The 26,978-nt window shown below is 72.2% G+C and carries 21 protein-coding genes and 1 riboswitch; of the genes, 5 read left to right on the forward strand and 16 right to left on the reverse strand.

Going from position 1 to position 26,978, the window contains the following annotated elements:
- Positions 1 to 107: 107 nt before the first annotated feature.
- On the reverse strand, positions 108 to 1,208 hold the full coding sequence (locus STSP_RS16595) for a pyridoxal-phosphate-dependent aminotransferase family protein (protein WP_067278285.1): 1,101 nt from the start codon (positions 1,206 to 1,208) through the stop codon (positions 108 to 110).
- 317 nt (positions 1,209 to 1,525) lie between these two features.
- Here STSP_RS16595 and STSP_RS16600 point away from each other — a divergent pair, with 317 nt between their 5' ends.
- The 5 genes from STSP_RS16600 (at position 1,526) to STSP_RS16620 (ending at position 6,660) form a co-directional block, all read left to right on the forward strand.
- Positions 1,526 to 2,383: a basic amino acid ABC transporter substrate-binding protein gene (locus tag STSP_RS16600; RefSeq protein WP_067278197.1), complete on the forward strand. Its 858-nt coding sequence runs from the start codon at positions 1,526 to 1,528 to the stop codon at positions 2,381 to 2,383.
- On the forward strand, positions 2,380 to 3,231 hold the full coding sequence (locus STSP_RS16605) for an amino acid ABC transporter permease (protein ID WP_067278288.1): 852 nt from the start codon (positions 2,380 to 2,382) through the stop codon (positions 3,229 to 3,231). The genes STSP_RS16600 and STSP_RS16605 overlap by 4 nt, the downstream gene beginning before the upstream one ends.
- A 44-nt stretch (positions 3,232 to 3,275) precedes the next feature.
- The gene (locus STSP_RS16610) at positions 3,276 to 4,067 is read left to right on the forward strand and encodes an amino acid ABC transporter ATP-binding protein (RefSeq protein ID WP_067278290.1); all 792 of its coding nucleotides are present in this window, start codon (positions 3,276 to 3,278) and stop codon (positions 4,065 to 4,067) included.
- 205 nt (positions 4,068 to 4,272) lie between these two features.
- A complete protein-coding gene (locus STSP_RS16615; protein WP_067278200.1) occupies positions 4,273 to 5,364 on the forward strand; it encodes an amidohydrolase family protein in 1,092 nt (363 codons plus the stop codon).
- A gap of 330 nt (positions 5,365 to 5,694) precedes the next feature.
- Entirely contained in the window at positions 5,695 to 6,660 is a 966-nt protein-coding gene (locus STSP_RS16620) for an SCO1860 family LAETG-anchored protein (RefSeq protein ID WP_067278202.1), read from the forward strand.
- A gap of 438 nt (positions 6,661 to 7,098) precedes the next feature.
- On the opposite strand, the gene cobC is transcribed toward STSP_RS16620, so the two are convergent.
- The 15 genes from cobC to STSP_RS16695 form a co-directional block, all read right to left on the reverse strand.
- Positions 7,099 to 8,154, reverse strand: coding sequence for an Rv2231c family pyridoxal phosphate-dependent protein CobC (gene cobC / locus STSP_RS16625; protein WP_067278293.1), 1,056 nt, complete (start codon positions 8,152 to 8,154; stop codon positions 7,099 to 7,101).
- Positions 8,138 to 9,064 carry a sirohydrochlorin chelatase gene (locus STSP_RS16630; RefSeq protein WP_067278204.1) on the reverse strand — a complete coding sequence of 309 codons (927 nt, stop codon included), beginning with the start codon at positions 9,062 to 9,064 and terminating at the stop codon, positions 8,138 to 8,140. Before STSP_RS16630 ends, cobC begins: the two co-directional genes overlap by 17 nt.
- Positions 9,061 to 9,663 (reverse strand): precorrin-8X methylmutase, encoded by a 603-nt coding sequence (locus STSP_RS16635; RefSeq protein WP_067278207.1) that lies wholly within the window; start codon positions 9,661 to 9,663, stop codon positions 9,061 to 9,063. The genes STSP_RS16630 and STSP_RS16635 overlap by 4 nt, the downstream gene beginning before the upstream one ends.
- Entirely contained in the window at positions 9,660 to 11,450 is a 1,791-nt protein-coding gene (cobJ, locus tag STSP_RS16640) for a precorrin-3B C(17)-methyltransferase (protein WP_067278209.1), read from the reverse strand. Before cobJ ends, STSP_RS16635 begins: the two co-directional genes overlap by 4 nt.
- Positions 11,447 to 12,724 carry a bifunctional cobalt-precorrin-7 (C(5))-methyltransferase/cobalt-precorrin-6B (C(15))-methyltransferase gene (locus STSP_RS16645; RefSeq protein WP_067278211.1) on the reverse strand — a complete coding sequence of 426 codons (1,278 nt, stop codon included), beginning with the start codon at positions 12,722 to 12,724 and terminating at the stop codon, positions 11,447 to 11,449. The genes cobJ and STSP_RS16645 overlap by 4 nt, the downstream gene beginning before the upstream one ends.
- Before the next feature lie 2 nt (positions 12,725 to 12,726).
- The gene (gene cobM, locus STSP_RS16650; protein WP_067278213.1) at positions 12,727 to 13,569 is read right to left on the reverse strand and encodes a precorrin-4 C(11)-methyltransferase; all 843 of its coding nucleotides are present in this window, start codon (positions 13,567 to 13,569) and stop codon (positions 12,727 to 12,729) included.
- 85 nt (positions 13,570 to 13,654) lie between these two features.
- On the reverse strand, positions 13,655 to 14,407 hold the full coding sequence (cobI, locus tag STSP_RS16655) for a precorrin-2 C(20)-methyltransferase (protein WP_067278215.1): 753 nt from the start codon (positions 14,405 to 14,407) through the stop codon (positions 13,655 to 13,657).
- Complete coding sequence (locus tag STSP_RS16660; RefSeq protein ID WP_067278294.1) at positions 14,404 to 15,924, reverse strand: cobyrinate a,c-diamide synthase; 1,521 nt, start codon at positions 15,922 to 15,924, stop codon at positions 14,404 to 14,406. Before STSP_RS16660 ends, cobI begins: the two co-directional genes overlap by 4 nt.
- A 5-nt stretch (positions 15,925 to 15,929) precedes the next feature.
- On the reverse strand, positions 15,930 to 16,538 hold the full coding sequence (gene cobO, locus STSP_RS16665) for a cob(I)yrinic acid a,c-diamide adenosyltransferase (RefSeq protein WP_067278217.1): 609 nt from the start codon (positions 16,536 to 16,538) through the stop codon (positions 15,930 to 15,932).
- A complete protein-coding gene (locus tag STSP_RS16670) occupies positions 16,538 to 18,616 on the reverse strand; it encodes a putative cobaltochelatase (RefSeq protein ID WP_067278220.1) in 2,079 nt (692 codons plus the stop codon). Before STSP_RS16670 ends, cobO begins: the two co-directional genes overlap by 1 nt.
- Positions 18,613 to 22,305, reverse strand: coding sequence for a cobaltochelatase subunit CobN (gene cobN / locus STSP_RS16675; protein WP_067278221.1), 3,693 nt, complete (start codon positions 22,303 to 22,305; stop codon positions 18,613 to 18,615). The genes STSP_RS16670 and cobN overlap by 4 nt, the downstream gene beginning before the upstream one ends.
- A complete protein-coding gene (locus tag STSP_RS16680) occupies positions 22,302 to 23,810 on the reverse strand; it encodes a cobyric acid synthase (protein WP_067278224.1) in 1,509 nt (502 codons plus the stop codon). The genes cobN and STSP_RS16680 overlap by 4 nt, the downstream gene beginning before the upstream one ends.
- A complete protein-coding gene (locus STSP_RS16685) occupies positions 23,807 to 24,883 on the reverse strand; it encodes a cobalamin biosynthesis protein (protein WP_232789671.1) in 1,077 nt (358 codons plus the stop codon). Before STSP_RS16685 ends, STSP_RS16680 begins: the two co-directional genes overlap by 4 nt.
- Positions 24,884 to 25,010: 127 nt before the next feature.
- Positions 25,011 to 25,140: riboswitch (cobalamin riboswitch) on the reverse strand.
- Between the two features lie 171 nt (positions 25,141 to 25,311).
- Positions 25,312 to 25,533 carry a hypothetical protein gene (locus tag STSP_RS16690; protein WP_067278225.1) on the reverse strand — a complete coding sequence of 74 codons (222 nt, stop codon included), beginning with the start codon at positions 25,531 to 25,533 and terminating at the stop codon, positions 25,312 to 25,314.
- A 12-nt stretch (positions 25,534 to 25,545) separates the two neighbouring features.
- On the reverse strand, positions 25,546 to 26,790 hold the full coding sequence (locus STSP_RS16695; protein ID WP_067278228.1) for an inorganic phosphate transporter: 1,245 nt from the start codon (positions 26,788 to 26,790) through the stop codon (positions 25,546 to 25,548).
- Positions 26,791 to 26,978: the final 188 nt, after the last annotated feature.

The following is a 26,978-nucleotide window of genomic DNA, read 5'->3' on the forward strand; positions in this document are numbered from 1 at the left end:
AAGGGGCGCGGGGCTGTATCGATATGCGGCTCCGCCGCGTGGGCGCGACCAGCCACGACGGTGCCGCAGCGAACCGACGGCACATCGCGGCACGTCCAGCGGAGCGCCTAGCTCCAGGCGTCCGTCACGGCCCGCCGCGCCGCCTCCAGGTTCACCGTCAGGCCGGACTCGGCCAGTGCCCCGCCCAGGGCGGCCAGCGCCGAGTGGACCACGCCGCGCGTCGCGTCCGCGCCGTAGTGGTTGACGCGGATCATCTCCTTGGACAGCGCGCCACCGCCCGCGACCAGCGGCAGCACCGGGTCCGCGGCCAGGGCGCGCGCCACCACCTCCGAGGCGTCGACGCCGGGCGGCGTACGCAGCGTCGTCGCCACCGGGGCCGCGTCCCGCGCCTCGTACACGTACGGCTCCAGGCCCCCGCCGAGCGCCAGCGCGCCCGCACGCGTGGCCGCCGCGGCCGTCGCATGGCGGGTCATCAGCGCGCCCAGGCCCTCCGCCTCGATGCGCTCCAGGCACGCCTCGAGCGCCAGCATCTCCAGCTGCGCCGGGGCGTGCAGCAGCGCCTTGCGGCCGCCGTCGATCCACCGCTCCTTCCAGTCGAGGAGCGACAGGTACGAGCGGCGAGGCGCCTGCGGGTTGGCGGCCATGCGCTGCCAGGCCCGCTCGCTCACCGACACCGCCGACACACCCGCGGGACCGCCCATCGCCTTCTGCGCGCCGATCACGCACAGATCCACGCCCCACGCGTCCGGCAGCAGCGGCTCGGCGCCCACCGAGGCGACCGCGTCCAGCATGAACAGCGCGCCGTGCGCCCGTACGACCTCGCCGATCTCCGCGACCGGATTGGTGTTGCCGGTGGCCGCCTCCGCGTGCACCAGCGAGACGAAGTCGATCTCGGGGTGCTCGGTCAGTGCCTCGTCGATCTGGGCCGCCGTCACCGCCGTGTGGAAGGGCACCGCGAGATCGATCACGGTGGCGCCGCAGTCCCGCAGCCAGTTTCCGAAGGTCTGCCCGTACGGACCGGTGATCACATTGAGCGCCGTGGTGCCGGGCCGCGCGGCGCCGCGGATGCAGCCCTCCAGCGGCAGCAGCGCCTCGCCCTGCGTGATCACCACGTCCTGCTCGGTGGACAGCAGCCGCGCCACGCGCTGCTCGATCGCGGCGAAGTGCGCGGCGGTCAGCGGGGCCAGGTCGAGGAAGGGGTGGGTCACGGCGGTGCTCTCTTCCGGGTCTCTTCCGATGCGGGCGAACGGGGTGCTCTGCGACGTTCGTACGGGCACGTCTCGTTCGTACGGGCCTGTCTCCGGGCGATCGCGCGGGCTGTCCGAGCGTAACCGGCCGTCCTTAAGGGGCCCGTCAGCCGGTGGATCACAGGCGACAGGACCGCTCGACCATGGCATTGATTTGAGCACCCCAAACGTTTCCTTATAATCGGAAGCGCGCGCTCCGTGCTGCCCGCCACCCGAGGGCTCGGGACTCTGCCCCACGTGCGGATTCGCATCACCCGACATCCCTCAGGAGGTTTCCCGTGAACACGGTCTTCGGCCGCCGGACCCGAACCCTGGCCGCCGCCGCGGCGGCCGCCGGACTGCTGCTGGCAGCCGGCTGCGCATCGAACGACGACGGTGGCGAGAAGACCACCGCGGGCGGCGTCGAGCTCGTCCAGGCCGGCAAGCTCACCACCTGCACCCATCTGCCGTACCCGCCGTTCCAGTCCGAGATCGACGGCAAGGTGCAGGGCTTCGACGTCTCCCTGATCGACCTGGTCGCCAAGGACCTCGGCGTCGAGCAGGACATCGTCGACACGCCCTTCGAGAACTTCAAGACCGGCGCGTTCCTCAACTCCGGTCAGTGCGACCTCGCCGCGGCCGGCATGACCATCACCGAGGAGCGCAAGAAGAACGTCGACTTCTCCGACCCCTACTTCAACGCGACCCAGGCCGTCCTGGTCGACAAGAAGAGCGGCATCACCTCGCTGGACGACGTGAAGTCCAAGGGCAAGAAGCTCGGCTCCCAGGCCCAGACCACCGGCGAGGAGTACGCGCAGAGCAAGGGCTTCGACTCCGTCTCCTTCGAGAGCTCGGACGCCGTGCTCAACGGCCTGCGCACCGGCCAGGTCGACGCCGTCATCATCGACTACCCGGTCGTCCAGGGCTGGCTGAAGGACAAGGCCAACGCCGACGCCTTCGAGGTCGTGGACAACCTCGACACCGGCGAGCAGTACGGCTTCACGGTGAAGAAGGGCAACACCGAGCTTCGCGAGGCGATCAACAAGGCTCTGAAGGAAGCCAAGGCCGACGGCACGTACAAGAAGCTCTACGAGCAGTGGATCGGGCCGTACGACGAGGCCGCCGCATCCCCGGCCGCTTCCGCCTCCGCCTCATGAGCGGTGCCGGCAGCTCCACCCGGGACCAGGCCCCCGACGGGACGCCGACCAAGTCCGGCCTGACCAGGCGGCAGCGGCAAACACTCTCGCGCGGCGCCCAGTACGCCATCTTCGTGGCCGCGATCGTCGCCATCGGCGTCACCGCCGACTGGGACCGCCTGGCGAACCAGTTCGCCCAGGCCGACCTCGCGAAGCAGCTGTTCCCGGACATCATCACCATCGCGCTGCGCAACACCGTGGTGTACACGCTGTCCGGGTTCGTGTTCGGCCTGGTCCTGGGCATGATCATCGCCCTGATGCGGCTGTCGTCGGTGGGCCCCTACCGGTGGGTCGCCGGCGTCTACATCGAGATCTTCCGCGGCCTGCCGGCTCTGCTGATCTTCATCTTCGTCGGCGTCGCCGTGCCGCTCGCCTTCCCCGGCACGGAGATCCCCGGCGGGACGTACGGCAAGGTCGCGCTGGCCCTCGGCCTGGTCTCCGCCGCGTACATGGCCGAGACCATCCGGGCCGGCATCCAGGCCGTGCCCAAGGGACAGATGGAGGCGGCACGCTCGCTGGGCTTCTCGCACGCCCGGGCCATGGTCTCGATCATCATCCCGCAGGCCATCAGGATCGTGATCCCGCCGCTCACCAACGAGCTCGTGCTGCTCTTCAAGGACTCCTCGCTGGTGCTGTTCCTCGGCGTCACCCTGGAGGAGCGCGAACTCGCCAAGTTCGGGCGGGACCTGGCCAGCCAGACCGCCAACTCCACACCGATCCTGGTCGCCGGCCTGTGCTACCTCCTCGTCACGGTGCCGCTCAGCTTCGTCGTACGCCGTCTCGAGGGCAGGGCGGGGGAGACCCGATGAGCAGCACGGTCCCCGGGAGCCCCGTGAACCCCTCGAAGGGAAACATGAAGAAGACGGACGGCACCGCCCGCCCCGAGATCGAGGTCCGCGGCCTGCACAAGTCGTTCGGCGACAACCAGGTGCTGCGCGGCATCGACCTGGAGATCGCCCCCGGCGAGGTCGTCTGCGTCATCGGCCCCTCCGGCTCCGGCAAGTCCACACTGCTGCGCTGCGTCAACCTGCTGGAGACCCCGACCGCGGGCCAGGTCTTCGTGGGCGGCAGCGAGGTGACGCACCCGGACGTCGACATCGACGCGGTGCGCCGCCGCATCGGCATGGTCTTCCAGCAGTTCAACCTCTTCCCGCACCTGTCCGTGACCGAGAACCTCACGCTGCCGCAGCGCCGCGTGCTCGGCCGCGACAAGGCGCAGGCGGCACAGATCGCCGCGGAGAACCTTCAGCGGGTCGGCCTGTCCGACAAGGCCGGCGCCTACCCCTCGTCGCTCTCCGGCGGCCAGCAGCAGCGCGTCGCCATCGCCCGCGCCCTGGCGATGGGCCCCGAGGTGATGCTCTTCGACGAGCCGACCTCGGCGCTCGACCCGGAACTCGTCGGCGACGTCCTCGCCGTGATGCGGATGCTCGCCGACGACGGCATGACGATGATGGTCGTCACGCACGAGATGACCTTCGCGCGCGAGGTCGCCGACCGCGTCGTCTTCATGGACGGCGGCGTGATCGTCGAACAGGGCACCCCCGACCAGGTCATCGGGAACCCCCAGCACGACCGAACCCGCCACTTCCTGTCGAGAGTCCTGGACCCTGCGGCAGCGGACGTGGAGGAGGGCAAGCAGGGCTGATTGCTGCTGTGGGCAGCCGCCTGAACCGCTGTGGGCCGCTGGCCCATAGTGCTGTGGGCAATCGTCCCGCAGGGCGATGGGGGTACCTCCCATGCCCTTAAGGCAATGGGGGAGGGTGGGCACAGCCCCACGACGGCGGTCACCGCAAACCCTTAGGGCAACCACGCCTACGGCCCAGGCACAGCGCAGCGTTAAGGTGCGAGTCATGAGCGACCACGCGGTGCTGCACATAAAAGGACGCGTCCTCGTCGGCCCCGACGACGTCCGCGACGACCTCTGGGTCGTCGGCGGACGGATCACGTACGACCGCCCCACCGCCGCCCGCGACGTCCGCACGGTGGAGGGCTGGGCCCTCCCCGGCCTCGTCGACGCCCACTGCCACGTCGGCCTCGACACCCACGGCCCCGTACCCGAGGACGTCTCCGAGAAGCAGGCACTCACCGACCGCGACGCCGGCACCCTGCTGATCCGCGACGCAGGATCGCCCTCCGACACCCGCTGGATCGACGACCGCGACGACCTCCCGAAGATCATCCGCGCCGGGCGGCACATCGCCCGTACCCGCCGCTACATCCGCAACTACGCGCACGAGGTCGAGCCCGACCAGCTCGTCGCCTACGTCGCCCGGGAGGCCCGGCGCGGCGACGGCTGGGTCAAACTCGTCGGCGACTGGATCGACCGCGACGCCGGCGACCTGACCGCCTGCTGGCCGCGCGAGGCCGTCGAACCGGCCATCGCCGAGGCCCACCGGCTCGGCGCCCGCGTGACCGCGCACTGCTTCGCCGCCGCGTCCCTCCGCGACCTCGTCGAGTCCGGCATCGACTGCATCGAGCACGCGACGGGCCTGACCGAGGACCTGATCCCCCTCTTCGTCGAGCGAGGCGTCGCCATCGTCCCGACCCTCGTCAACATCGCCACGTTCCCGCGCCTCGCGGACGGCGGCGAGTCGAAGTTCCCGCGCTGGTCCGCCCATATGCGCCGACTCCACGAGCGCCGCTACGACACCGTCCGGGCCGCCTACGACGCCGGGGTCCCCGTCTACGTCGGCACCGACGCGGGCGGCTCACTGGCCCACGGCCTGGTCGCCGCCGAGGTCGCCGAGCTCGTCACCGCGGGCATCCCGCCCGTCGAGGCCCTCTCCGCCACGGCGTGGGGCGCCCGCGCGTGGCTGGGGCGCCCGGGCCTCACGGAGGGCGCACCGGCGGACCTCGTCGTGTACGACGGGGATCCGCGGGCCGACGTACGGATGCTGGCGGCGCCGCGGCGGGTGGTGCTGAACGGGCGCGTGGTGGGGTAGCCCGCGAAGCCCGCGAATACTTTGTGGGCGCTTTCTGGCGTGCTGTCCGTTACGTGGTGTGGGTGACGCAGCAGTACGTACGTGCCTCGGGAATCGAAGAGACGTGCGGAAAACTCACTTTGGAGTGAACTGACTCCAGGTAGCTGACCATGAACCTTCGGTGGGCGAGGATTCCGGCATCGGCGTCGTCGGTACGCATGGCCGAGTCCCCATGGCGGGCGGCCGACGGCGCCGTATGACTCCGTGTCATCTCCGGTCATCTGTGGTCATCTCCACGATGGCCGTCGTCTCTTGGCGTTTTCCTGTCTCTCTTGTAGGGGTCCCACCACCTTGAACAGCTATTCATTCCGCATTCCCGCACGCCGTCTCACCGCCGCCGCTGCCGCCGGCGCACTCGCCGCGGGCCCCGCCGTCCTCGCATCGGCGGTGCCTGCCCACGCGACCGGGAGTCACGGAGGCAAGTCGAGTGCCGTCGTGCTCCGCACCGGCCTCGACGTCTCCCTGCTCGACAAGTCCGTGAACGTGCCGCTCGCGGTCTCGCTCAACGAGGTGCAGGCCCCGCAGAGCGCCGAGAAGACCGCGCTCACCGCGCAGTTGGACGGCGTCGACGGCGGCAAGCCGTTCAGCGTGCTCCGGGCGGACGTGGCCACCGCGAAGGCCACGGTCGACGAGCACAAGGCCGAGGGGTACACCAACCTCGCCCACGCCAAGGTGCATGTGCCCGGGCTGCCCCTGCTGTCGCTCATCGAGGTCGAGAAGGTCACCTCGAAGGCGGTCTGCGAAGCCGGGAAGCAGCCGGTCGCCGAGTCCAACGTGCTGGGCGCGGTCACGGTGTTCGGCAAGAAGGTGACGCTGACCGCGGGCGGCACGTCCGAGGTGAAGGTGCCGGGCGTCGGCGAGGTGCGGCTCGACCTGTCGAAGACGCACACCACGACGCGTACGGCCGCCGCGACCGCGCTCGAACTCAAGGTGTCCGTCAATCCGTTGAAGCTCAACGTCGCGGAGGTGGAGGGCACGGTGACGCTGGCCGACGCCATGTGTGAGGCGCCGAAGGCGTCTTCGGGGCAGGGGTCCGGCTCCGGCTCCGGGGATGACGCGTCGGGCACGTCCGGGACCTCCGGAGCCGAGAAGGACGTACAGGCGCAGGGGGCTGCTGGGGAATCCCTCGAGGGGAATCAGGATCTCGCAGAGACCGGTGGCAGCTCCGCCACGCCGTACATCGCGGGCGTCGCTGCCGTGTTGGTGGCTGCGGGAGGCGGCGCGCTCGTGCTGACGCGTCGGCGTCGGCGGGGCTGAGTCGTCGGTCGCGCGGGTCGGCGCCGGTGATCGGGCGGGCGGCGGGCTGGAGGGGGGTCCGCCGCCGAGCCGCCGAGGTCCGGCTGGTGCGCCACCTGCCGGTGGCTGGGTCGGGGCCGCGCCGGGATGTACGTCCTCGGTCTGGCGCCTAGCCGTACGTCATAGGGCGACCCATACGTCGCGCCAGCCGCTGCGGGCGCACATCCCGCCACGTCCCCTTCGGCGCGCGGGCGACGATCGGCCGGTGGCCGGTACCACCTGTGCAGCTGGGGCGGGGTGGGCAGCCGCGCCGCTACCGTTGTGGGCAATCGTTCCGCTGGGGGTGCCCCAGGCCCTTAAGGCTCTGGGGGAGGAACGGGTGGGCACAACCCACGACGGCGGGTGCCCCTCAGCACGGCGGTCACACCCCCGTCCCGCAGGGCTGAGCAGCCATGCCGCTCAGCCCTGAAGCGCCTCGCCCAGGGCAAGAAGGAACGCGTCCGTCGTGGCCCGGTCCCGGACCGCCAGGCGGAGCCAGTCCGGGCCCAGGCCCGGGAAGGTATCGCCTCGGCGGGCCGCGAAGCCGAGCTCGCGCAGGCGCTCCCTGACCCGGTCGGCGTCGGGGATGCGGACGAGTACGAAGGGGCCTTCCGCGGGGCCCACCACGTGCCGTACCTCGTCGAACGCGGTGAGCCCGGCGACCAGGTGGGCCCGGTCCGCGGCGATGCGCTGCGCCGCTTGCTCGGCCTCGGCCAGAGCGGTCGGCTCACAGCACGCCTCGGCCGCGGCGAGGGCGGGCGACGAGACCGGCCAGAGCGGCTGGGCCCGCTCCAGCGTGCCGATCGTCTCCGGGTCCGCGAGGACGTAGCCGACGCGCAGACCCGCGAGTCCCCACGTCTTCGTGAGGCTGCGCAGCACGACCAGGCCCGGCACGTCCGTGCGCCCCGCCAGTGCCTCGCGTTCACCTGGCACCGCGTCCATGAACGCCTCGTCGACCACCAATGCCCGCCCAGGGCGGGCGAGTTGGGTGATGACCGTGGTCGGGTGCAGCACGGATGTCGGGTTCGTCGGGTTGCCGATCACGACCAGGTCGGCGTCCTCGGGGATAGCCGCCGGGTCCAGGCGGAAGCCGTCCTCCTCGCGCAGCAGCACCCGTCCGACGCGGTGCCCGGCATCGCGCAGGGCCGCCTCCGGCTCGGTGAACTGCGGGTGCACGACGACGGCGTTACGGGGCTTCAGCGCACGGGCGAGCAGTACGAAGGCCTCCGCGGCGCCTGCCGTCAGCAGTACCCGCTCCGGAGGCAAACCGTGTCGCTTCGCCACCGCCGCCCGTGCGGTCCGGCCGTCCGGGTAGGCGGCCAGTGAGTCGAGGGATGCCGCGATGCGCGCCTTGAGCCAGTCCGGCGGGGTGCCCGCGCGTACGTTCACCGCGAGGTCCGTCAGGCCCGAACCCCGTACCTCGGCGTCGCCGTGATGGCGCAGATCCGGCCCGTCGGCGTCAGTGGGCGTGTGCATGGCCGCCATGGTGGTGGTGTCCGTGTCCGTGGTGGTGGCCGTCGTCGTCCGGGTGGAAGTGCGGCTGCTGGGGCAGGCCCACCTTGTCCTCGAAGCCCGGAAGCGCGATGCGGTACACACACGAGTCGCAGTTCATCCGCAGATCGCCCTTGAGCGCCTCCTCGTACCGCTCCATCACGAGGTCGAGCAGCTCCTCCTCCGGGCCTATGACGTCGGCCGAGCGCACCTCGATCTCCGGGTGCGCCGCCGCCCAGCCCTCCGTCTGCAGCCGCACCCGGTCGGGGAGGATGCCGGTGAAGAGGAAGTAGGGGAGGACGACGATGCGGCGCGCGCCCAGCTTCGCGCACCGGTCCAGGCCCGAGGGCACATCCGGCGCCGCGAGGGACACGAATGCGGTCTCCACGCCCGCGTACCCGCGGCCCTCCCACAGCAGTCGCGCCGCCTTGTGCACCTCGGCGTTGGCGTCCGGGTCGGTCGAGCCCCGGCCGACCAGCAGCACGGTCACGTCGGCGCGGTCCGCGGGCGTGCGGGCCGTGCCCCCCAGCGCCTCGTCGAGCCGCCGCTCGAGAACGGCGAGCAGGGACGGATGCGGGCCCAGCGGACGCCCGTAGGTGTACGAGATTCCCGGGTACCGCTCCTTCTCGCGGGCCAGGGCCGCCGGGATGTCGCCCTTGGCGTGCCCGGCGGACACCAGCATCAGCGGCACGGCGGCGAAACGGCGTACCCCCTGCGCCACGAGCTCGCCCACCGCCTCGGTGAGCGGGGGCGGCGACAGCTCGATGAACCCGCCCGCGACGGGCAGTTCGGGGTGGCGGCGGCCCAGCTCCCGTACGAAGTCGCGGAAGGCTTCGGCGCCTGCCTCGTCCCGGGTGCCGTGGCCGGCGATGAGCAGAGCGGGCGGGGTGGTCACGAATTCTCCTTCGGAGCCTTTTGAGCGTGTGAAACAGGGTGGTACAGGAGGGCGTTGAGCGCGGCCGCTGCGACCGCCGAACCGCCCTTCTCTGAGATGTTGCTGACGGCGGGCAGGCCGCTCTCGCGCAGTGCTGCCTTGGACTCGGCCGCGCCGACGAACCCGACCGGCAGGCCGATGACCAGCGCGGGCGCGGCGTCGAGGGTGAGCAGCTCCTCCAGGGCGGTCGGCGCGCAGCCGATCACCCACAGCGCACCCGGCCCGACCTGCTCGTACGCGAGCCGGACCGCATGCGCCGAACGCGTCAGCGACGGTGTGGCTCTGGCGTCCTTCAGCCGGCACACCGTCTCGCGGCGCGTGATGCCCGCGGCGACCATCTCCACGTCCACGACGACCGGTGCCCCGGCGTGCAGCGCGGCGTGTGCCTTCTCCAGCGCGCCCTCGTCGGTGACGAGGTCGGTCGCGTAGTCGAGGTCGGCGGCGGAGTGGATGACCCGCTCAACGACCGCCCGCGTCAGCGGCGGGAAGTGCGAGGTGTCGAGGCGGGCGCGCAGCCGCCGGAACGACTCCTGTTCGATGGGATGGACGACGCGGTTCATTCGGTCCCCTCCTGCCAGCGGTAGCCGCGCGGCGTGACCATGCGGCCCGCGATCTCACGGGTCGCCGTGTTGCCGACGGTCACCACGGTCATCATGTCGACCGTCGCCGGGTCGAGTTCGGCCAGGGTGGTCAGCCGGCTCGACTCGTCGGCGCGCGAGGCGTTGCGTACGACACCGACGGGCGTCGTCGGCTCCCGGTGCTCAGCGAGGATCGCGAGCGCCTTCGGCAGCTGCCAGTCGCGGCCGCGGCTGCGCGGGTTGTAGAAGGTGACGACGATGTCCGCCTCGGCCGCGGCCCGTACCCGCCGCTCGATGACCTCCCAGGGAGTGTGCAGGTCGGAGAGGCTGATGGAGGCGTGGTCGTGTCCGAGCGGTGCGCCGAGGATCGCCGCGGCGGCCAGCGCGGCCGTCACGCCCGGCACGCCGACCACGTCGATGTCGTCGGACGCCTCGGCGAGCGCGGGCGACGCCATCGCGTACACGCCCGCGTCACCGCTGCCGATCAGCGCCACGGCCTGCCCGCGCCGCGCCTCGGCCACGGCGGTACGCGCCCGCTCCTCCTCCGCGCCGAGACCCGACTCCAGGATCCGGGTGCCGGGCCGCAGCAGATCGCGGATCTGGTCCACGTACTGGTCGAGCCCCACGAGCACGGACGCCCTGCGCAGCTCGTCCTTGGCGCGGGGCGTGAGGAGGTCCCGCGCGCCGGGCCCCAGTCCGACGACCGCGAGCCGCCCCCGCGCGGGCCTGCGCACGACCGCACAGGTGGCCATGGCGGGCCGACCGTCGGACCGCGAGGACTTCCGCTTGGGCACGAGGAGTTCACCACCGCGTACGAGGGCGGCGGCCTCCGCGACCGAGGGAGTCCCGACCGCGGCGAGCGGGGCCCCGGACGGGTTGGGCACGTCGACGGCCGCCAACTCCTCGGCGCCGTATGTCACGACGGGCACCCCGAGCCGCCGGGCCGCCTCGACGATCCCGGGCTCGCCTGCCTTAGCGTCGACGGTGGCCAACTCGGCGATGGAGAGGGAGGAGAGCCCGGCGTCGCGGAGGGCGGTGTGGATCAGGTCGAGGACCTCGTCGGCGGGGGCGCCTTTGGACGCGCCGATGCCTATGACGAGGGAGGGCGGCCGCAGGATGACCTGCCCGTCGGCGGGCTCGATTAGCCGATCGGTGACGCACAACCGTTGTGGGCAGGCGTTCCGCAGGGCGATGGGGGTCCCCCCTGCTCGAGCGGATCCGAGAGCTTGGGGGAGGGTGGGCACAACCCACGACGGCGGGTACTCCTCGTCGTAGGTCACGTTGGACGGCAGAGCAGGCAGCGGCCAAGCCACCTCCGCCTGAAGGGCAACGGCCTCCCCGTCCAACAGGGCCCGGGTGACCCCGGCAACGTCCCCCTCGAAGGGGAACCCCAACGTATCGAGCCCAGGCACCCCGACGGAGTCCGTCGCGGTGGTCACGACCGGCTCGGCGCCCAGGACCTCGCCCACCTCCCGGGCGAGTTCATTGGCACCCCCGCCGTGCCCCCCGAGAAGGGACACGGCGAACCTCCCGGCCTCGTCGACACACACGACCCCGGGGTCGGACGCCTTGTCGCCCAACAGCGGGGCGACAAGCCGAACAACGGCCCCCGTGGCCAGAAAACACACCAGCTGCTCACACTCGCCGAAGGCCCGCCGCACGGCGTCCCCCACGGCCCCGTCGTACACCCGGGTCCGCCCGGGCCAGGCGGCCGCCAGCCGCTCACAGCCCGCGGCACCCGCCGCGGTCGCGGAGATCAGGCCGATCACTGGGACACTCCTTCAGCGCGCGCCGCGGGACGCGCGCCCCACAGCAGAAAAACAGGATTGGTCGCCGCGAGCCGGGTCACGTCCCCCGGCAGCGGCACAAGCCGGGACGACGACAGCAGCACCCCGTCGCAGACGAACCCGGCCCCGGCCAGGGCGGCCCGTGCCGCGGGCACGCGGTCCAGCGCGGCCATCGCCACGACCACCGCCCGCCGTGCCCGCCGCGCGCACGCGGTGACGATCGCGGGCAGCTCGCGCCCGCCGCCGCCGACGAACACGGTGTCCGGGTCCGGGAGATCGGACAGTACGGTGGGCGCGGCGCCGTGCACGGCCTGCACATCGACGCCGTGCGCCGCGGCGTTGGCCTCGATCCGCGCGATGCCGTCGGCCGTCTTCTCCACGGCGATGACGGCCGCGCCGAACCGCGCGCACTCCACGGCGACCGAGCCCGAGCCCGCCCCCACGTCCCACACCAGGTCGCCGACGCGCGGCCCCAGCCTGGCCAGGGCCAGCGCCCGTACCTCGAACTTGCTGATCATCGAGTCGCGGTGTTCGAACTCGGTCTCGTCCAGGGCCCATCGGGCGGGCCCGGGCCAGGGCCCGGCGACGCTGCGCATGGGCGCGAGGGCACGGGACTCGTCCAGGCACAGGACGACGTTCACCGCCGGACCCCAGTCGCGCGCGGCGGCCTCGGCGGGCCTGACCCGCTCGATGCGTTCGTGCGCCGGGTCGCCGAGCGCACTCGCGACGACGAGGGTCCGCCCCCGCGAGCAGCGGGCGAGCGCGCCGCCCAGTTCGGCAGGTCCCGCGCCCGGACCGGTCAGTACCGCCACCTTCGGATGCGCCCGGCAGACGTTCACCGCCGTACGCAGGTCACGGCCGTGCGCGCTCACGACCACCGCGTCGTCCCACGGCAGCCCGTACCGCGCGAACGCGGCCGCGACCGACGAAACGCCCGGCCGCACGTCGAGCGCCGCGGGCCCGAACCGCTCCGCCAGCGCCCGCACGATCCCGAAGAACCCCGGATCGCCCGAGGCCAGCACGACGACGCGGCCCGTGGCTCCCGGCGCATCGTGGAACTCCTTCACGTACTGTTCGATCGCCTCCAGGGCAGGCGCCAGCGGGCCAAGCACGATGCGCTGCGCCTGGTCCGGCAGCGAGTCCGCGGCCGCGTCGAGATGACGTCGCGCGCCGGCCACCAGACCGGCGTCGGCGAGTGCGGCCCCGGCGTCCGGCGGCAGGGGCGCCCCCGTGCCCGTACCGAAGACCGTGATCACACTCATGGCTTCGCGCCCTGCGTACGAAGGCCTTCGGCCCGAAGAGCCCTGCGGGCCTCGGGGTCGGCCTTGCGGAAGCCGTGGAAGTGGCCGGGGTGGTAGAGGTGCGAGCGGGTGCCGTGCGCGTCAAGGGCCGGGCCGACCAGGAACAGCGTGTGCTTCCACAGCTTGTGCTCCTTGACCGTCTCCTCCAGCGTGCCGATCGTGCACGTGAGGACGAGCTCCTCCGGCCAGGTCGCCTGGTACGCGACGACGACCGGCGTGGTCGTCGGATAGCCGCCCTCCAGCAACTCCCGCACCAGCTGGCCGCTGCGCGCCGCCGACAGGAACAGCGCCATCGTCGTGCCGTGCCGCGCGAACTCCCGTACCTCCTCGCCCGGCGGCATCGGCGTCTTGCCGCCGCCGAGCCGCGTGAGGATCACGGACTGGGCGACCTCGGGGATCGTCAGCTCGCGCTGCGCGATGGCGGCGACCGCGGAGAAGGACGAGACGCCCGGCACGATCTCCGTCTCGATGCCGATCTCCGCGCACCGGTCCAGCTGCTCCTGCGTGCCGCCCCACAGCGCCGGGTCGCCGGAGTGGATCCGCGCCACCTTCAGGCCCTCGGCGGCGGCCCGCTGGTAGACGGCGACGACGTCCTCGAGGGACATCGTCGCCGAGTCGAGGATCTCGGCGCCCTCGCGCGCGTGCTCGAGGACCTCCGCCTGCACCAGGCTGGCCGCCCAGATGACGATGTCGGCCTCCGCGATGGCGCGGGCGGCGCGGAAGGTGAGCAGATCGGCGGCGCCGGGTCCGGCACCGACGAAGGTCACCTTGCCGGCGTTGGCATCGGCCGCATCGGCCATGGGATGTCGTCCTCTCGGATCGGTCGTGGACGGACTCGTGTCATTCATCTCGTGTCATTCATGCGGAGAAGAGAAGAGTGCGGCGTCACAGCTTCCCGCCGCGGCCGCCGTCGCGCCGCGCGGGGGCGATGAGCGTCGACAGGTACGGCAGCACCGCGGCGCCGTCCAGTTCGGCGGCCTTGCTTATCGACTCCTCGGGCAGGCCCAGCGAGGAGCCCCACACCGCGTCGTCGATCCGCCCGGTCTCTCTCAGCGCGGCCGCCACCTCGCCGGCGAGCCGCCCGAACTTGTACGCCACCACGGTGCCGGGCCCCGACAGGGCGTCCTTCAGAACGGCCGAACCCGCCGTGACGGGCACCAGCGTCAGCGGCTCCGTGCCCTCCGTCAGCACCGCACCCGACCGTGCCGCCAGATCCTGCATCGCGGTGATCCCGGGCACCGTCTCGACCACCGTCCCCGGCACCGACTCGCTGATGGTCTGCGCGAGATACGTGAAGGTGGAGTACACGTTCGGGTCGCCGATCGTGGCGAACGCGACCGTGCCGTGCCGCCGCAGCAGCCCGGCCACCCGCTCGCCCGCCGCGTCCCAGGCGGCCTCGCGTCGGGCCCGGTCGGTGCGCTCGTTGAGCGCGAAGACGACGCGGACAACCTTCTCCTCGGGGACGTAGTGCAGCACGGTCGCCTCGGCGCGCCCCGGCTCGCCGCCGTCCTGCCCATCGGGCGCGGCCATCACCGGTACGACGACGGCGTCGGCGGCACGCAGGGCGTTGACGCCCTTGACGGTCACCAGCTCGGGGTCGCCGGGCCCGACGCCCACTCCGATCAGCCTGCTGCTCATGACCTTGCGCACCTCTCGACGAACCGACGGGCAACACCGGGCTCGGCGGCCCAGTGCGTATGCAGATAACTGGCGTGCACGCCCTGCTGGACGAAGCCTTCGACGCGGCGTTCAGGGGCGCGCAGGCCCCAGGCGGGAGCCGCACCCGCGCCCGGTTCGACGACCGTGCGGTGGAACTCGTGGCCCCGCACCCGCGTACCGGCGGCCGCCAGCACGCTGTCGGACACCGCCACCGCCTCCCGGTAGCCGAGCGTCAGCCGCTCCGACATCCGCGCATCGGCGTCCAGCACACCGCACATCGGCTTCCCGTCCAGGGAGCGCGCGAGATACAGCAGCCCGGCACACTCGGCGGCGATGGGCGCCCCCGAGTCGGCCAACTCGGCGACGGCCTTACGCAACGCCTCGTTGGCGGACAACTCCGGCGCATAGACCTCGGGAAACCCGCCCCCGATGACCAGCCCGTCCGTCCCCTCGGGCAGCTGCTCGTCCCGAAGCGGATCGAAGTCGACCACTTCGGCTCCCGCGGCGGCAAGCAACTCGGAGTGCTCGACGTAGGAGAAGCTGAAGGCGGCCCCACCGGCAACGGCAACGCGCACCGCCGGTTGTGGCCCCGCCGGTTGTGGGCAGGCGTTCCGCAGGGCGGAACGGGTGGGCACAACCGGCCCACGACCTGCAGTCGAAGAACCATCCCCAGCCCGGGGATCGGGGCCCGGGGCAGAGCCCCGGTCTCGGGAAGGGGCGGGCTTGGGGACAGGCGCGCCGCAGGCAACTGCCTCAGCCGGATCCCACCCCGCACCAGCCAACGTAGGCGCACTACGCGCCAACCCCAACAACCCCTCAAGGTCACACCCTTGCCGAACCTGTTCGGCAAGGGCCCGCACAGACTCCACGGCCTCACCCCGCCGCTCGGCAACAGGTACGAGCCCCAGATGCCGAGACGGCGTACGAACCTGCCGGACCCGGCGCAACGCGCCGAGAACGGGCACTCCGGACTCGTCCAACGCCTCTCGCAGCAGCGATTCGTGCCGCTCCGACCCCACCTTGTTGAGGATCACGCCTCCGATCCGTACCTCCGGATCCCACGAGGCGAACCCATGCACCAGCGCGGCAACCGACCGCGACTGCGACGACGCGTCGACGACAAGCACCACAGGCGCCCGCAACAACTTGGCCACCTGGGCGGTCGAGGCCAGCTCCCCATACCCCGACGCCCCGTCGTACAGCCCCATCACCCCCTCGACGACGGCGAGATCACACCCACGGGCCCCGTGCGCGAACAGGGGCGCGATCAACTCCGGCCCGCACATGTACGCATCGAGGTTCCGCCCGGGCCGCCCCGTCGCCAGCGCGTGATAGCCGGGATCGATGTAGTCGGGCCCGACCTTGTGCGGCGACACGGCGAGACCGCGCTCCGCGAACGCCGCCATCAGCCCCGTAGCCACCGTGGTCTTGCCGCTGCCCGACGAGGGAGCGGCGACGACCAGCCGAGGCACCCGGCAGCTCGAGCCGCTCACCACGCCGCTCACCACTCGATGCCCCTCTGGCCCTTCTGGCCGACGTCCATCGGATGCTTGACCTTGGACATGTCGGTCACGAGGTCCGCGAAGTCCACCAGCTTCTCGGGCGCGTTGCGACCGGTGATGACCACATGCTGGGTGCCGGGCCGGTCGCGCAGCACGGAGATCACCTCGTCGGTGTCGATCCAGCCCCAGTGCATCGGGTACGCGAACTCGTCCAGCACGTACAGCCGGTACGTCTCCGCGGCCAGATCCCGCTTGACCTGCTCCCAGCCCTCGCGCGCCTTCTCCTCATTCGTGGGCTCCCCGTCGGCCGGGGCGCGCTGGATCCACGACCAGCCCTCGCCCATCTTGTGCCAGGCCACCGACCCGCCCTGCCCCGAGGCACCGAGCACCTTGAGCGCGTTCTCCTCGCCGACCTTCCACTTCGCCGACTTGACGAACTGGAACACCCCGATCGGCCACCCCTGGTTCCAGGCGCGCAGCGCAAGCCCGAAGGCGGCCGTCGACTTGCCCTTGCCGATGCCGGTGTGCACGACGACCAGCGGCCGGTTGCGGCGCTGGCGGGTGGTGAGTCCGTCGTCCGGCACGACGGCAGGCTGCCCCTGCGGCATTACGCGGCCCTCCTTCCGGCGCCACGGCCGGCGCCCCGAACGTCCTTGACCAGACCGGCGATGGCGTCGGCCCTCAGCTCGTCCAGCGCGACGGCCGTCCCGCCGAGATCGCCCGCGAGCTGCGCCGCGAGCCCGAGCCGTACCGGCCCCGACTCGCAGTCGACGACGACGGACGCCGTGCCCTCGGCCGCATGCAGCCGAGCCGCGCGCCGGGCCAGCTCCACCGGCTGGGGGCCGCCCGTGGCCCGCCCGTCCGTCACCACGACCAGCAGCGGCCGCCGCGCCGCATCCCGCAGCCGCTCCACACGCAGCACGTCATGCGCCTTCAGCAGCCCGGCCGCAAGCGGCGTACGGCCACCCGTCGGCAGCGACTCGAGCCGGGCCGCTGCCGCGTCCACCGAGGAGGTAGGCGGCAGGGCGACGTCGGCCTCCGTCCTGCGGAAGGTGATCAGCCCCACCTTGTCCCGCCGCTGGTACGCGTCGAGGAGCAGTGACAGCACCGCGCCCTTCACGGCGCTCATCCGCTGCCGGGCCGCCATCGACCCGGACGCGTCCACGACGAACAGCACGAGGTTCCCCTCGCGGCCCTCCCGCGTCGCCTGCCGCAGATCGTCCCGCCGGACCACAAGGCCCGGACCACTGCGCCCGCGCGCCCGCTGATGGGGGGCCGCGGCCTGCACCGTGGCCGCCAGATGCAGCTTGGTCAGGGCCCCGCGGGGCTGCCGCGCCCCCGTCGTACGGCCGTGCTCGGTACGCGCCCGCGACCGCCGCCCCGCGGCGCCCTCGCCGAGGCCGGGCACGGTCAGCGTCTTCGTGCGGAACGGCTCGGCGGCGCGTACGGCGGTCTGCTCGCGGCCGGGGCCGCCACGGCCCTCGGCCTCGTCAGAGGCCTCACCGGTCCGGCCGGCGGCCGGGGCATCCCCAGCAGGCGACTGCCCGGAGTCGTGCGCCTCGGGCCCCGGAGCGTCCTCCGCACGGGCCGGAGGCTGCGCGTCCGGCCCGCTGTCCTGAGGCGGCTGCCCACCGCCACTGCCCGGCCCATCCGGATCCGGGTCGTCCTCGTCCGAGCCGCCGAACTCCTGCAGCGTCTCGTCGAGTTTGTCCTCGTCGAGACCGGGGGCGTCGAAGGGGTTGCGGCGGCGCCGGTGCGGCAGCGCGAGCAGGGCGGCCTGGCGCACATCCTCGGCGAGTACGTCGGTACGCCCCGCCCACGCGGCCAGTGCCGTCGCCGTCCGGGCCATCACGATGTCGGCGCGCATGCCGTCGACCTCGAAGGCGGCGCAGGTCGCCGCGATCTGCCGCAGCGCGCCGTCGCCGAGCCGCACCGACGGCAGCAGCTTCCGGGCCGCCACGATGCGCGCCCGCACCACGTTCTCCTCGTCGGCCCAGCGCGCCGCGAAGGCCTCGGGATCGTCGTCGTACGCGAGCCGCCGCCTGACCACTTCGACCCGCTGGTCCGGCTCCCGCGAGGCCGCGACCTCCACGGTCAGCCCGAACCGGTCCAGCAACTGGGGCCGCAGCTCGCCCTCCTCGGGGTTCATCGTGCCGACGAGCAGGAAGCGGGCGGCATGCCGCACGGACACGCCCTCGCGTTCGACGTACGAGGCGCCCATGGCGGCGGCGTCGAGCAGCAGGTCTACCAAGTGGTCATGCAGCAGGTTGACCTCGTCGACGTAGAGGATGCCCCGGTGGGCGTCGGCGAGCAGCCCGGGCTCGAACGCCTTCACGCCCTCCGCGAGCGCCCGCTCGATGTCGAGCGCCCCCACGAGCCGGTCCTCTGAGGCGCCGACGGGCAGCTCCACCATCCGCGCGGGCCGCGCGACCTCGCTGCCCGGCTCGTGCGGCCCGTCCGGGCACTGCGGGTCCGGCGCGGCGGGGTCGCACGAGAACCGGCACCCGGCGACGACCTCGACGCCGGGCATCAGGGCCGACAGCGCCCGCACGGCCGTCGACTTGGCCGTGCCCTTCTCGCCGCGCACGAGCACGCCGCCGACGGCCGGCGAGACCGCGTTCAGCAGCAGCGCCAGCCGCAGGTCGTCCTGCCCGACGATCGCGGTGAACGGATAGGGGGTACTCACTCGTCGCCCTCCAGATCGCCCTCGAGCTCCAGATACGTGGCCCGCAGCCGCTCCAGCGTGTGTGCGTCCGGCTCGGCCCACAGCCCCCGCTCGGCCGCCTCGAGGAGCCGTTCCGTGATGCCGCGCAGGGCCCACGGGTTGGACTTCTTCATGAAGTCCCGGTTCTCCGGGTCGAAGACGTACTCCGCGCTGAGCTTCTCGTACATCCAGTCGTCGACGACGCCCGCCGTCGCGTCGTACCCGAAGAGGTAGTCCACGGTCGCCGCCATCTCGAAGGCGCCCTTGTAGCCGTGCCGGCGCATCGCCGCCATCCAGCGCGGGTTGACGACCCGCGCCCGGAAGACCCGGTGTGTCTCCTCGCCCAGCGTGCGCGTCTTCACCTGGTCCGGTACGGCGCTGTCGCCCACGTACGCCTCGGGGTTGGCCCCCGTCAGATGCCGCACCATGGCGACCATGCCGCCGTGGTACTGGAAGTAGTCGTCCGCGTCGACCAGGTCGTGTTCCCTCGTGTCGACATTTTTCGCCGCCACCGCGATCCGCCGGAACGCCGTCTCCATGTCCCCGCGCGCCGCCCGTCCGTCCAGGCCGCGGCCGTACGCGTAACCGCCCCACACCGCGTACACCTCGGCGAGGTCGGCGTCCGAGCGCCAGTTGCGGGCGTCGATCAGCGGCAGCAGACCCGCCCCGTACGCGCCCGGCTTCGAGCCGAAGATGCGGGCCGTCGCGCGCCGCCGGTCGCCGTGGACGGCGGTGTCCTCGTCCGCGTGCGCCCGGACGTAGTTCCGGTCGGCGGGCTCGTCCAGCTCGGCGACCGCCCGTACCGCGTCGTCGATCAGGCCGACGACGTGCGGGAACGCGTCGCGGAAGAAGCCCGAGATGCGGACCGTCACATCGATGCGCGGGCGGCCCAGCTCGCTCGGCGGGATGATCTCGAAGCCGGTGACGCGCCGCGACGCGTCGTCCCACACCGGGCGGCAGCCAAGGAGCGCCAGGATCTCCGCGATGTCGTCGCCCTGCGTACGCATCGCGGACGTACCCCAGACCGTCAGGCCTACGGACTTCGGGTACTCACCCGTGTCTGTCAGATACCGCCCCACGAGCGAGTCCGCGAGCGACTGCCCGACCTCCCAACTCAGCCGCGAGGGAATCGCCTTGGGGTCGACCGAGTAGAAGTTCCGGCCGGTCGGCAGGACGTTCACCAGACCGCGGGTCGGCGACCCGGACGGGCCCGCCGGGACGTAACCGCCGTCCAGCGCCCGCAGGATGTGGTCGATCTCGTCCGTCGTCCGGGCCAGCCGCGGCACGACCTCGCGGCATGCGAACTCCAGGACCGCGACGGCGTCCGGGAGTTCGACTCCGCCCAGGACCTCCCGTACGAGACCCGGGGCCTCCGTCGCCTCCCAGCCGCGCTCCTCCATGCCCTCCGCGACCCGCCGGCACAGCTGCTCCAGCAGGTCGATCGCGTCGGCGGCGGTACGCGACGGCCCCTCTACGAGTGAGGTCAGCCCGTCCGGCACCTTCACCGGCGCGCCCGGCTCGGCCAGCAGCTCCTTCTCGACCAGCCCGAAGTGCTCCGCCAGCGCGGCACGCAGACCGGGCAGCGCGTTCGCCTGCCCGCCCCACACCTGCGAGGCCCGCAGCACCGCCAGGACGAGGTTGACCCGCGGCTCGCCCACCGGGCCGCCGCCCAGGATGTGCAGGCCGTCCCTGATCTGCACGTCCTTGATCTCGCACAGATAGCCGTCGATGTGCATCACGAACTCGTCGAACTCATCGTCGTCCGGCTGATCGTCCACATGCAGGTCGTGGTGGAGCTCGGCGGCCTTCACGAGCGTCCAGATCTGCGCGCGCACGGCCGGGGCCTTCGCCGGGTCCAGATCGCTGACCAACGCGTACTCGTCGAGCAGCTGCTCCAGTTTGGCCAGGTCGCCGTAGGTGTCGGCGCGGGCCATGGGCGGTACGAGGTGGTCGACGACCGTGGCGTGCCCGCGGCGCTTGGCCTGGGTGCCCTCGCCCGGGTCGTTGACGATGAAGGGGTAGATCAGCGGGAGGTCGCCGAGGACGGCGTCCGGCGCGCAGGCCCTGGAGAGCCCCAGCCCCTTGCCCGGCAGCCACTCCATCGTGCCGTGCTTGCCCATGTGCACGACGGCGTCCGCGCCGAACCCGCCCTCTGATGTCGGGGCCTCGAGCCAGCGGTACGCCGCCATGTAGTGGTGCGACGGCGGCATGTCCGGGTCGTGGTAGATCGCGATCGGGTTCTCGCCGAAGCCGCGCGGCGGCTGGATCATCACCACGACGTTCCCGAACTGCAGGGACGCCAGCACGATGTCGTCGCCGTCCACGTACAGGCTGCCCGGCGGCTCGCCCCACGCCTCCAGCATGGCGTCCCGCAGCTCCGGGTCGAGCTTGTCGAACCACGCCTGGTAGTCGGCGAGCGGCACGCGCGCGGGGGCGGCCGCCAGCTGCTCTTCCGTCAGCCACTCCACGTCGTGGCCGCCCGCCTCGATGAGCCGGTGGATCAGCTCGTCGCCGTTGTCGGGATGGCCCTCGACCGCGTAGCCCGCGTCGCGCAGCGCGTCGAGGACGCGGACAGCCGAGGCCGGGGTGTCGAGCCCGACCGCGTTGCCGACCCGGGAGTGCTTGGTCGGGTACGCGGTGAAGACAAGCGCGAGCTTCTTCTCGGCGTTCGGCTTGTGCCTGAGCTGGGCGTGGCGTACGGCGATTCCGGCGACCCGCGCGGCCCGCTCGGGGTCGGCGACGTACACCGGGACGTCATCAGGGCCCTGCTCCTTGAAGGAGAACGGGACGGTGATCAGCCGGCCGTCGAACTCGGGGATCGCGACCTGCATCGCCGCGTCCATGGGGGAGAGGGCGGCGTCCGACTCCTCCCAGGCGGCGCGCGAGGAGGTCAGGCAGAGGCCCTGCAGGACGGGGATGTTCAGGTCGGCGAGCGCGCCGATGTCCCATGCCTCCTCGTCGCCGCCCGCGGAGGCCTCCGACGCGTGCGTGCCGCCCGCCGCCAGCACCGTGGCGACGAGTGCGTCGGCCTGCCCCAGGATCTCGTACAGGCCCGAGTCTGCGCCGCGCAGCGAACCGCAGTACACAGGCAGCGCGTTGGCGCCCCGCGCCTCGATCGCGTCGCACAGGGTGTCCACGAACGCGGTGTTCCCGGACAGCTCATGGGCGCGGTAGAAGAGCACGCCGACCGTCGGGCGCCCCTCGTGACGGGTGCGGGCGCCGTGCACGCCGTACTCGGGCATCTTCTGCGGCTCGGCACTGTGCCTGTTCTGCGCGCCTCCGGCACGACCGTGCCCGGCGAGCAGCACGTCCTGGCTGAGGAAGCGCGCCAGCTCCGCCAGATTGGCCGTGCCACCCTCGACGAGATAGCGCAGAGCCTCGGCCACGGCACCCGCGTGAACGGTGGACTCGGCCATCAACTCGGCGTCCGGCACCGCCTCGCCGCCGAGCAGCACGGTCGGAATCCCGGATGCCTTCAGTACGGCGAGCCCGTCCTCCCAGGCGCGCTTGCCGCCGAGGAGGCGTACGACGGCGATGTCGCAGCCGTCGATGAGCGCGGGCAGGCCGGTCGCGGCGTCGACGCGCGCGGGGTTGCCGATCCGGTACGGGGCGCCGGAGGCGCGGGCCGCCAGCAGATCCGTGTCGGCGGTGGACAGAAGCAGGACGGTCATGAGGGTGCCCCCGGAGCAAGGAAGGGGAGACCGGAGGGTGCACCGGTCTCGATCAGGCGGAGCAACGCACTGGTGTCCGCGTGCTCTTCGATCAGATCGCCGAGCAGGTCGAGCTGCTCCTCGCGCAGCGCCGAGAAGCTGGTGCCGGGCGCGGGGACGAAGCGGCGGCCGGCCGCCCGCGCCACCTCCCGCAGGAAGGCGCGGCGGAAACCGTCCGACTCCAGCGAACCGTGCCAGTGCGTGCCCCACACCTCGCCGACCCGGCAGCCGTCCAGGAAGGCCTCTCCGCCGGTCACTTCGGCGACGCCGTGATGGATCTCGTACCCCTCGACGGGTTCGCCGAGTGCCGTGCCGGACGGCCGCGTGAGGGTCTTCTCCTTCGCGAACCGCACGCGCACGGGCAGCAGTCCCAGCCCTTCGACGTGACCCGCGCGGGACTCCACCTCGTCCTCGATGTGCTCGCCGAGAACCTGGAACCCACCGCAGATGCCGAGGACCGGACGCCCCTCGGCGGCACGGCGCGCGATCGCGTCCGCGAGCCCGCGCTCGCGCAGCCACTCCAGGGCTTTGACCGTCCCGCGGGTCCCCGGTACGACGACCAGATCCGCGTCGACGAGCTCCTCGGCGCGGTCCACGAACCGCACGACGACGCCCGGTTCGGCGGCCAGCGCGTCCACGTCCGTGAAGTTGGACATCAGCGGGATCGCGCACACGGCCACGCGCAGCACATCCTCGCCAACTGGAGGCGCCACCACGGACTCCCGGACCGACCCGCGCAGCGAGACCCGCAGCCCGTCCTCCTCGTCGATCCCGAGCCCGTGCCGGTACGGCAGCACACCGAACGTACGGCGGCCGGTGATCCGTTGCAGCATGTCGAGCCCGGGTTCGAGGAGGGACACGTCCCCGCGGAACTTGTTGACCAGGAACCCCGCGATCAGCGCCTGGTCCTCGGGGCTGAGCAGCGCGACCGTACCGAAGAACGACGCGAAGACGCCGCCACGGTCGATGTCGCCCACGACGACGACCGGCAGCCGCGCGGCCCGCGCGATGCCCATGTTGACGATGTCCGTACGCCGCAGATTGATCTCGGCGGGGCTGCCCGCCCCCTCACAGATCACCGCGTCATACGTGCCCCGCAACTCCTCCAGGCACTCCAGGACGGTGCCGAGCAGGGACTCCTGACGGCCACCGTGGTAGCCCCGGGCGCTCAACTCACCCACGGGCTTGCCCATGAGCACGACCTGGCTGCTGCGGTCACTGCCCGGCTTGAGCAGTACGGGGTTCATGAGCGCCGTCGGCTCGACGCGCGCGGCCTGCGCCTGCATGGCCTGCGCCCGCCCGATCTCGGCGCCCTCACGCGTCACGAACGAGTTCAGGGACATGTTCTGCCCCTTGAACGGCGCGACCTTGACCCCCTGCCGCACGAGCCACCGGCAGATCCCGGCGGTGACGACACTCTTCCCGGCATCAGAGGTGGTCCCAGCCACCAACAACCCGCCACTCATGAGCTGCCTCCTTGTTGCGGCCCCGCTGTGGGCAGTCGTTCCGCTGGGGCGGAACGGGTGGGCACAGCCCACGACGTACGGCGCCCTGAGGCTGAGTCCCGCAAAACGGCACAGAGGGCACCCACCCCAAGGGCAAGCCAACTAACCCGCCGAGAAAGCCGCACAGCCCGCTCGATATCGGCCACCTCAACGGCTCGCCCAGACCCGTTGAGCACCGGCCGATGCTCAACCCTCCCCCCATACGAAAGGGTCCCCCCGAGCCGAACCCCCAGCGCCCCCGCAAACGAGGCCTCGACGACCCCGGCGTTGGGACTCGGATGCTTGGCGGCGTCGGCACGCCAAGCCCCCACGGCCCCCCGCGGGTCACCACCCGCAACGGCGGCGAGCACCGCGGTGAGCCGCGCCCCCGGCCACCCCGCGACATCGTCGAGCCGGGCGGAAGCCCACCCGTACCGCCGGTACTTCGGCGACTTGTGCCCCACCATCGCATCCAGCGTGTTGACGGCCCGGAAGCCCACGAGACCCGGCACCCCGCCGACGGCACCCCAGACGAGCGCGCCCACGACGGCGTCCGACGTGTTCTCGGCGACGGACTCGACCACGGCCCGTGCGATGCCGTCGGCGTCCAGCGCCTGCGGATCGCGCCCGCATAGATGGGGCAGCCGCTCCCGCGCGGCCTCGATGTCCCCGGCGGCCAGCGCCCCACCGATGGCCCGCGCCTCGCGGCCCAGCGAGGTGCCGCCGACCACGGCCCAGGTCGCGGCGGCGGTCAGCGCGACGGAGGCGGTACGGGATGTGCGTACGGAACGGGCGGCCAGCGCGGCGAGAGCGGTCGCGCCGCCGGCGCACACCACCGTGTGCAGCGCGCCCCATCCGCGGTGGTCGCGCCACAGCGCACGCTCCACGGCGGCCGCGGCACGGCCGAACGCGGCGACCGGATGGCCCCGGCGCGGATCGCCGAGGAGCAGGTCGCCCAGGAGGCCGGCGGCGGCACCGTACGCGAAGACACGTCCGTATCCGGCACGTTCCGCAGGAACGGGATCAGCCCGATGCAGGGGACAAGCCCGACGCATGGGATCAGCCCGCCGCAACGCCTGAAGGATTCCTCGTACTGCTCAACTCATCGGGCAACGGGCAGCCGCACATGGCGATATGTCCTCACTCAGGGTCCGCGCCCTGGTTCGACGTGACCGGCGGTGAGAGTCTCCTGGCTCCCGGATCTACGCTTCCCCCGGCCTTCCAACCCGTCCGTACGGGCCGTGACTTCCGTGTGGGGGAGCGCTCCCCGGTGACAGTGGCGGGACCGCGCCGGATTCGCACCGGCTTCCTCTCCTGCCGCCGTATATGGCTCCGGCAGTCCACCACGCCCCGCGAAGGCCCGTCAACTCGCTCTTGACCTGCGACGGGAGAGTGTGCGAAGGCCCACACACCTCGCATACGCGTGTGGGGTGCGGGACGTCCATACGTCCCGCACCCCACACCAAGCCGGAGGCTGCTGCCGTCAGGCGACGATCAGATAGATCCCGTAGCCGACGGCCGCCGCGCAGAGCGCGAAGCACGCGTACGCGCCGCTGACCGCGAGGGTGGCGGAGCCGCCCTGCTCCGTCGCCCTCTCCCGCTTGGAGAGGCCGACGATACCCAGGGTGAACAGGCCCACGAGGGCCACGGTGACCACGAGGCTGACTCCGAAGACGGAGCCGAGAGCTGCCCAGTCGATCTTCATGCTGCTCTTTCCTTACACCGATGCGGTCTTGGCGGGCTCCGGCGAGGCGCCGGGCTGTGCCGGGATGGTGGCCTTCAGGTCGTCCTCAATCGCGGCGGTGAGGGTGCCCGCGGTGTCCGCGCCGGCGCCGCCGTTGTCGTCGCGGTCGTCACTGTCGTCGACGTCGTTGACGTTGTCGTGGGTGACCGGCTGGCGGCGGGACAGCCCCCAGATCACGGCGGACCCGACGACCAGCAGCGCACCGGTGAGGACGACGCCCCACGTGCCCTGCTTCGTGAGGAATTCGGCGGCCGCGCCGATGAGTCCGGCGGCCGGCAGCGTCAGACCCCAGGCGACGAACATCCGGGTCGCGGTCGACCAGCGGACCGCGCCGCCCTTGCGGCCGAGGCCCGCACCCATCACGGCACCCGAGCAGGACTGGGTGGTGGAGAGGGAGAAGCCCAGGTGGGAGGAGGCCAGGATGACCGTCGCGGCGCTGGTCTGCGCGGCGAAGCCCTGCGGCGGCGCAAGGTCGGTCAGGCCCTTGCCCATGGTGCGGATGATCCGCCAGCCGCCCAGGTAGGTGCCGAGCGCGATGGCGACACCGGCCGAGACGATGACCCACATCGGCGGGTTCGAGCCGGGAGCGAGGACGCCGCCCGTGACCAGCGCCAGGGTGATGACGCCCATGGTCTTCTGCGCGTCGTTGGTGCCGTGGGCGAGGGAGACGAGGCCCGCGGAGGCGATCTGTCCGGCGCGGTAGCCGGGGGCCGTCGCCTTGTCGTCGGCGCGGCTGCCTATCCGGTACGTCAGGCGGGTGGCCAGCGTCGCGGCGAGGCCGGCGACGAGCGGCGCGGCGATCGCCGGGATCAGCACCTTGGTGACGACGGTGCCGCCGTTGACCGACGACCAGCCCGCGGACATCACGGCGGCGCCGATCAGGCCGCCGAAGAGGGCGTGCGAGGAGCTGGAGGGAAGACCCAGCAGCCAGGTCAGCAGGTTCCAGAGGATGGCGCCGACGAGGGCCGCGAAGATCACCTCGGTTCTGATGCCCTCCTCGTTGATGATGCCGCCGGAGATCGTCTTGGCGACCTCCACGGAGAGGAAGGCTCCGACGAGGTTCAGCACGGCGGACATCGCCACCGCCGTCTTTGGTCGCAGAGCGCCTGTCGAGATGGTTGTCGCCATCGCATTGGCTGTGTCGTGGAAACCGTTCGTGAAATCGAACACGAGAGCGGTGACGATCACGATCCCGAGGAGAAGCGTGATGTGTTCCATTTACCCAGGCTTCTGTTTGACGTCAGTGGCACGTGGACCGTAGGCAACCTGAGTGAACGGAAGATGAACTGAGGAGGGCCGCAGGGTGGCTCGAACCGATGTGCCGCCACTCCGGTTGTGTGCGAAGTGGCGGCACGGTCGATCATGGCGGTCGGCGGAGGCCCGGAATTGCAGCGGAAGCGCCCGTT

Origin of the sequence: Streptomyces jeddahensis (assembly GCF_001642995.1) — a bacterium.
GTDB lineage: Bacteria > Actinomycetota > Actinomycetes > Streptomycetales > Streptomycetaceae > Streptomyces > Streptomyces jeddahensis.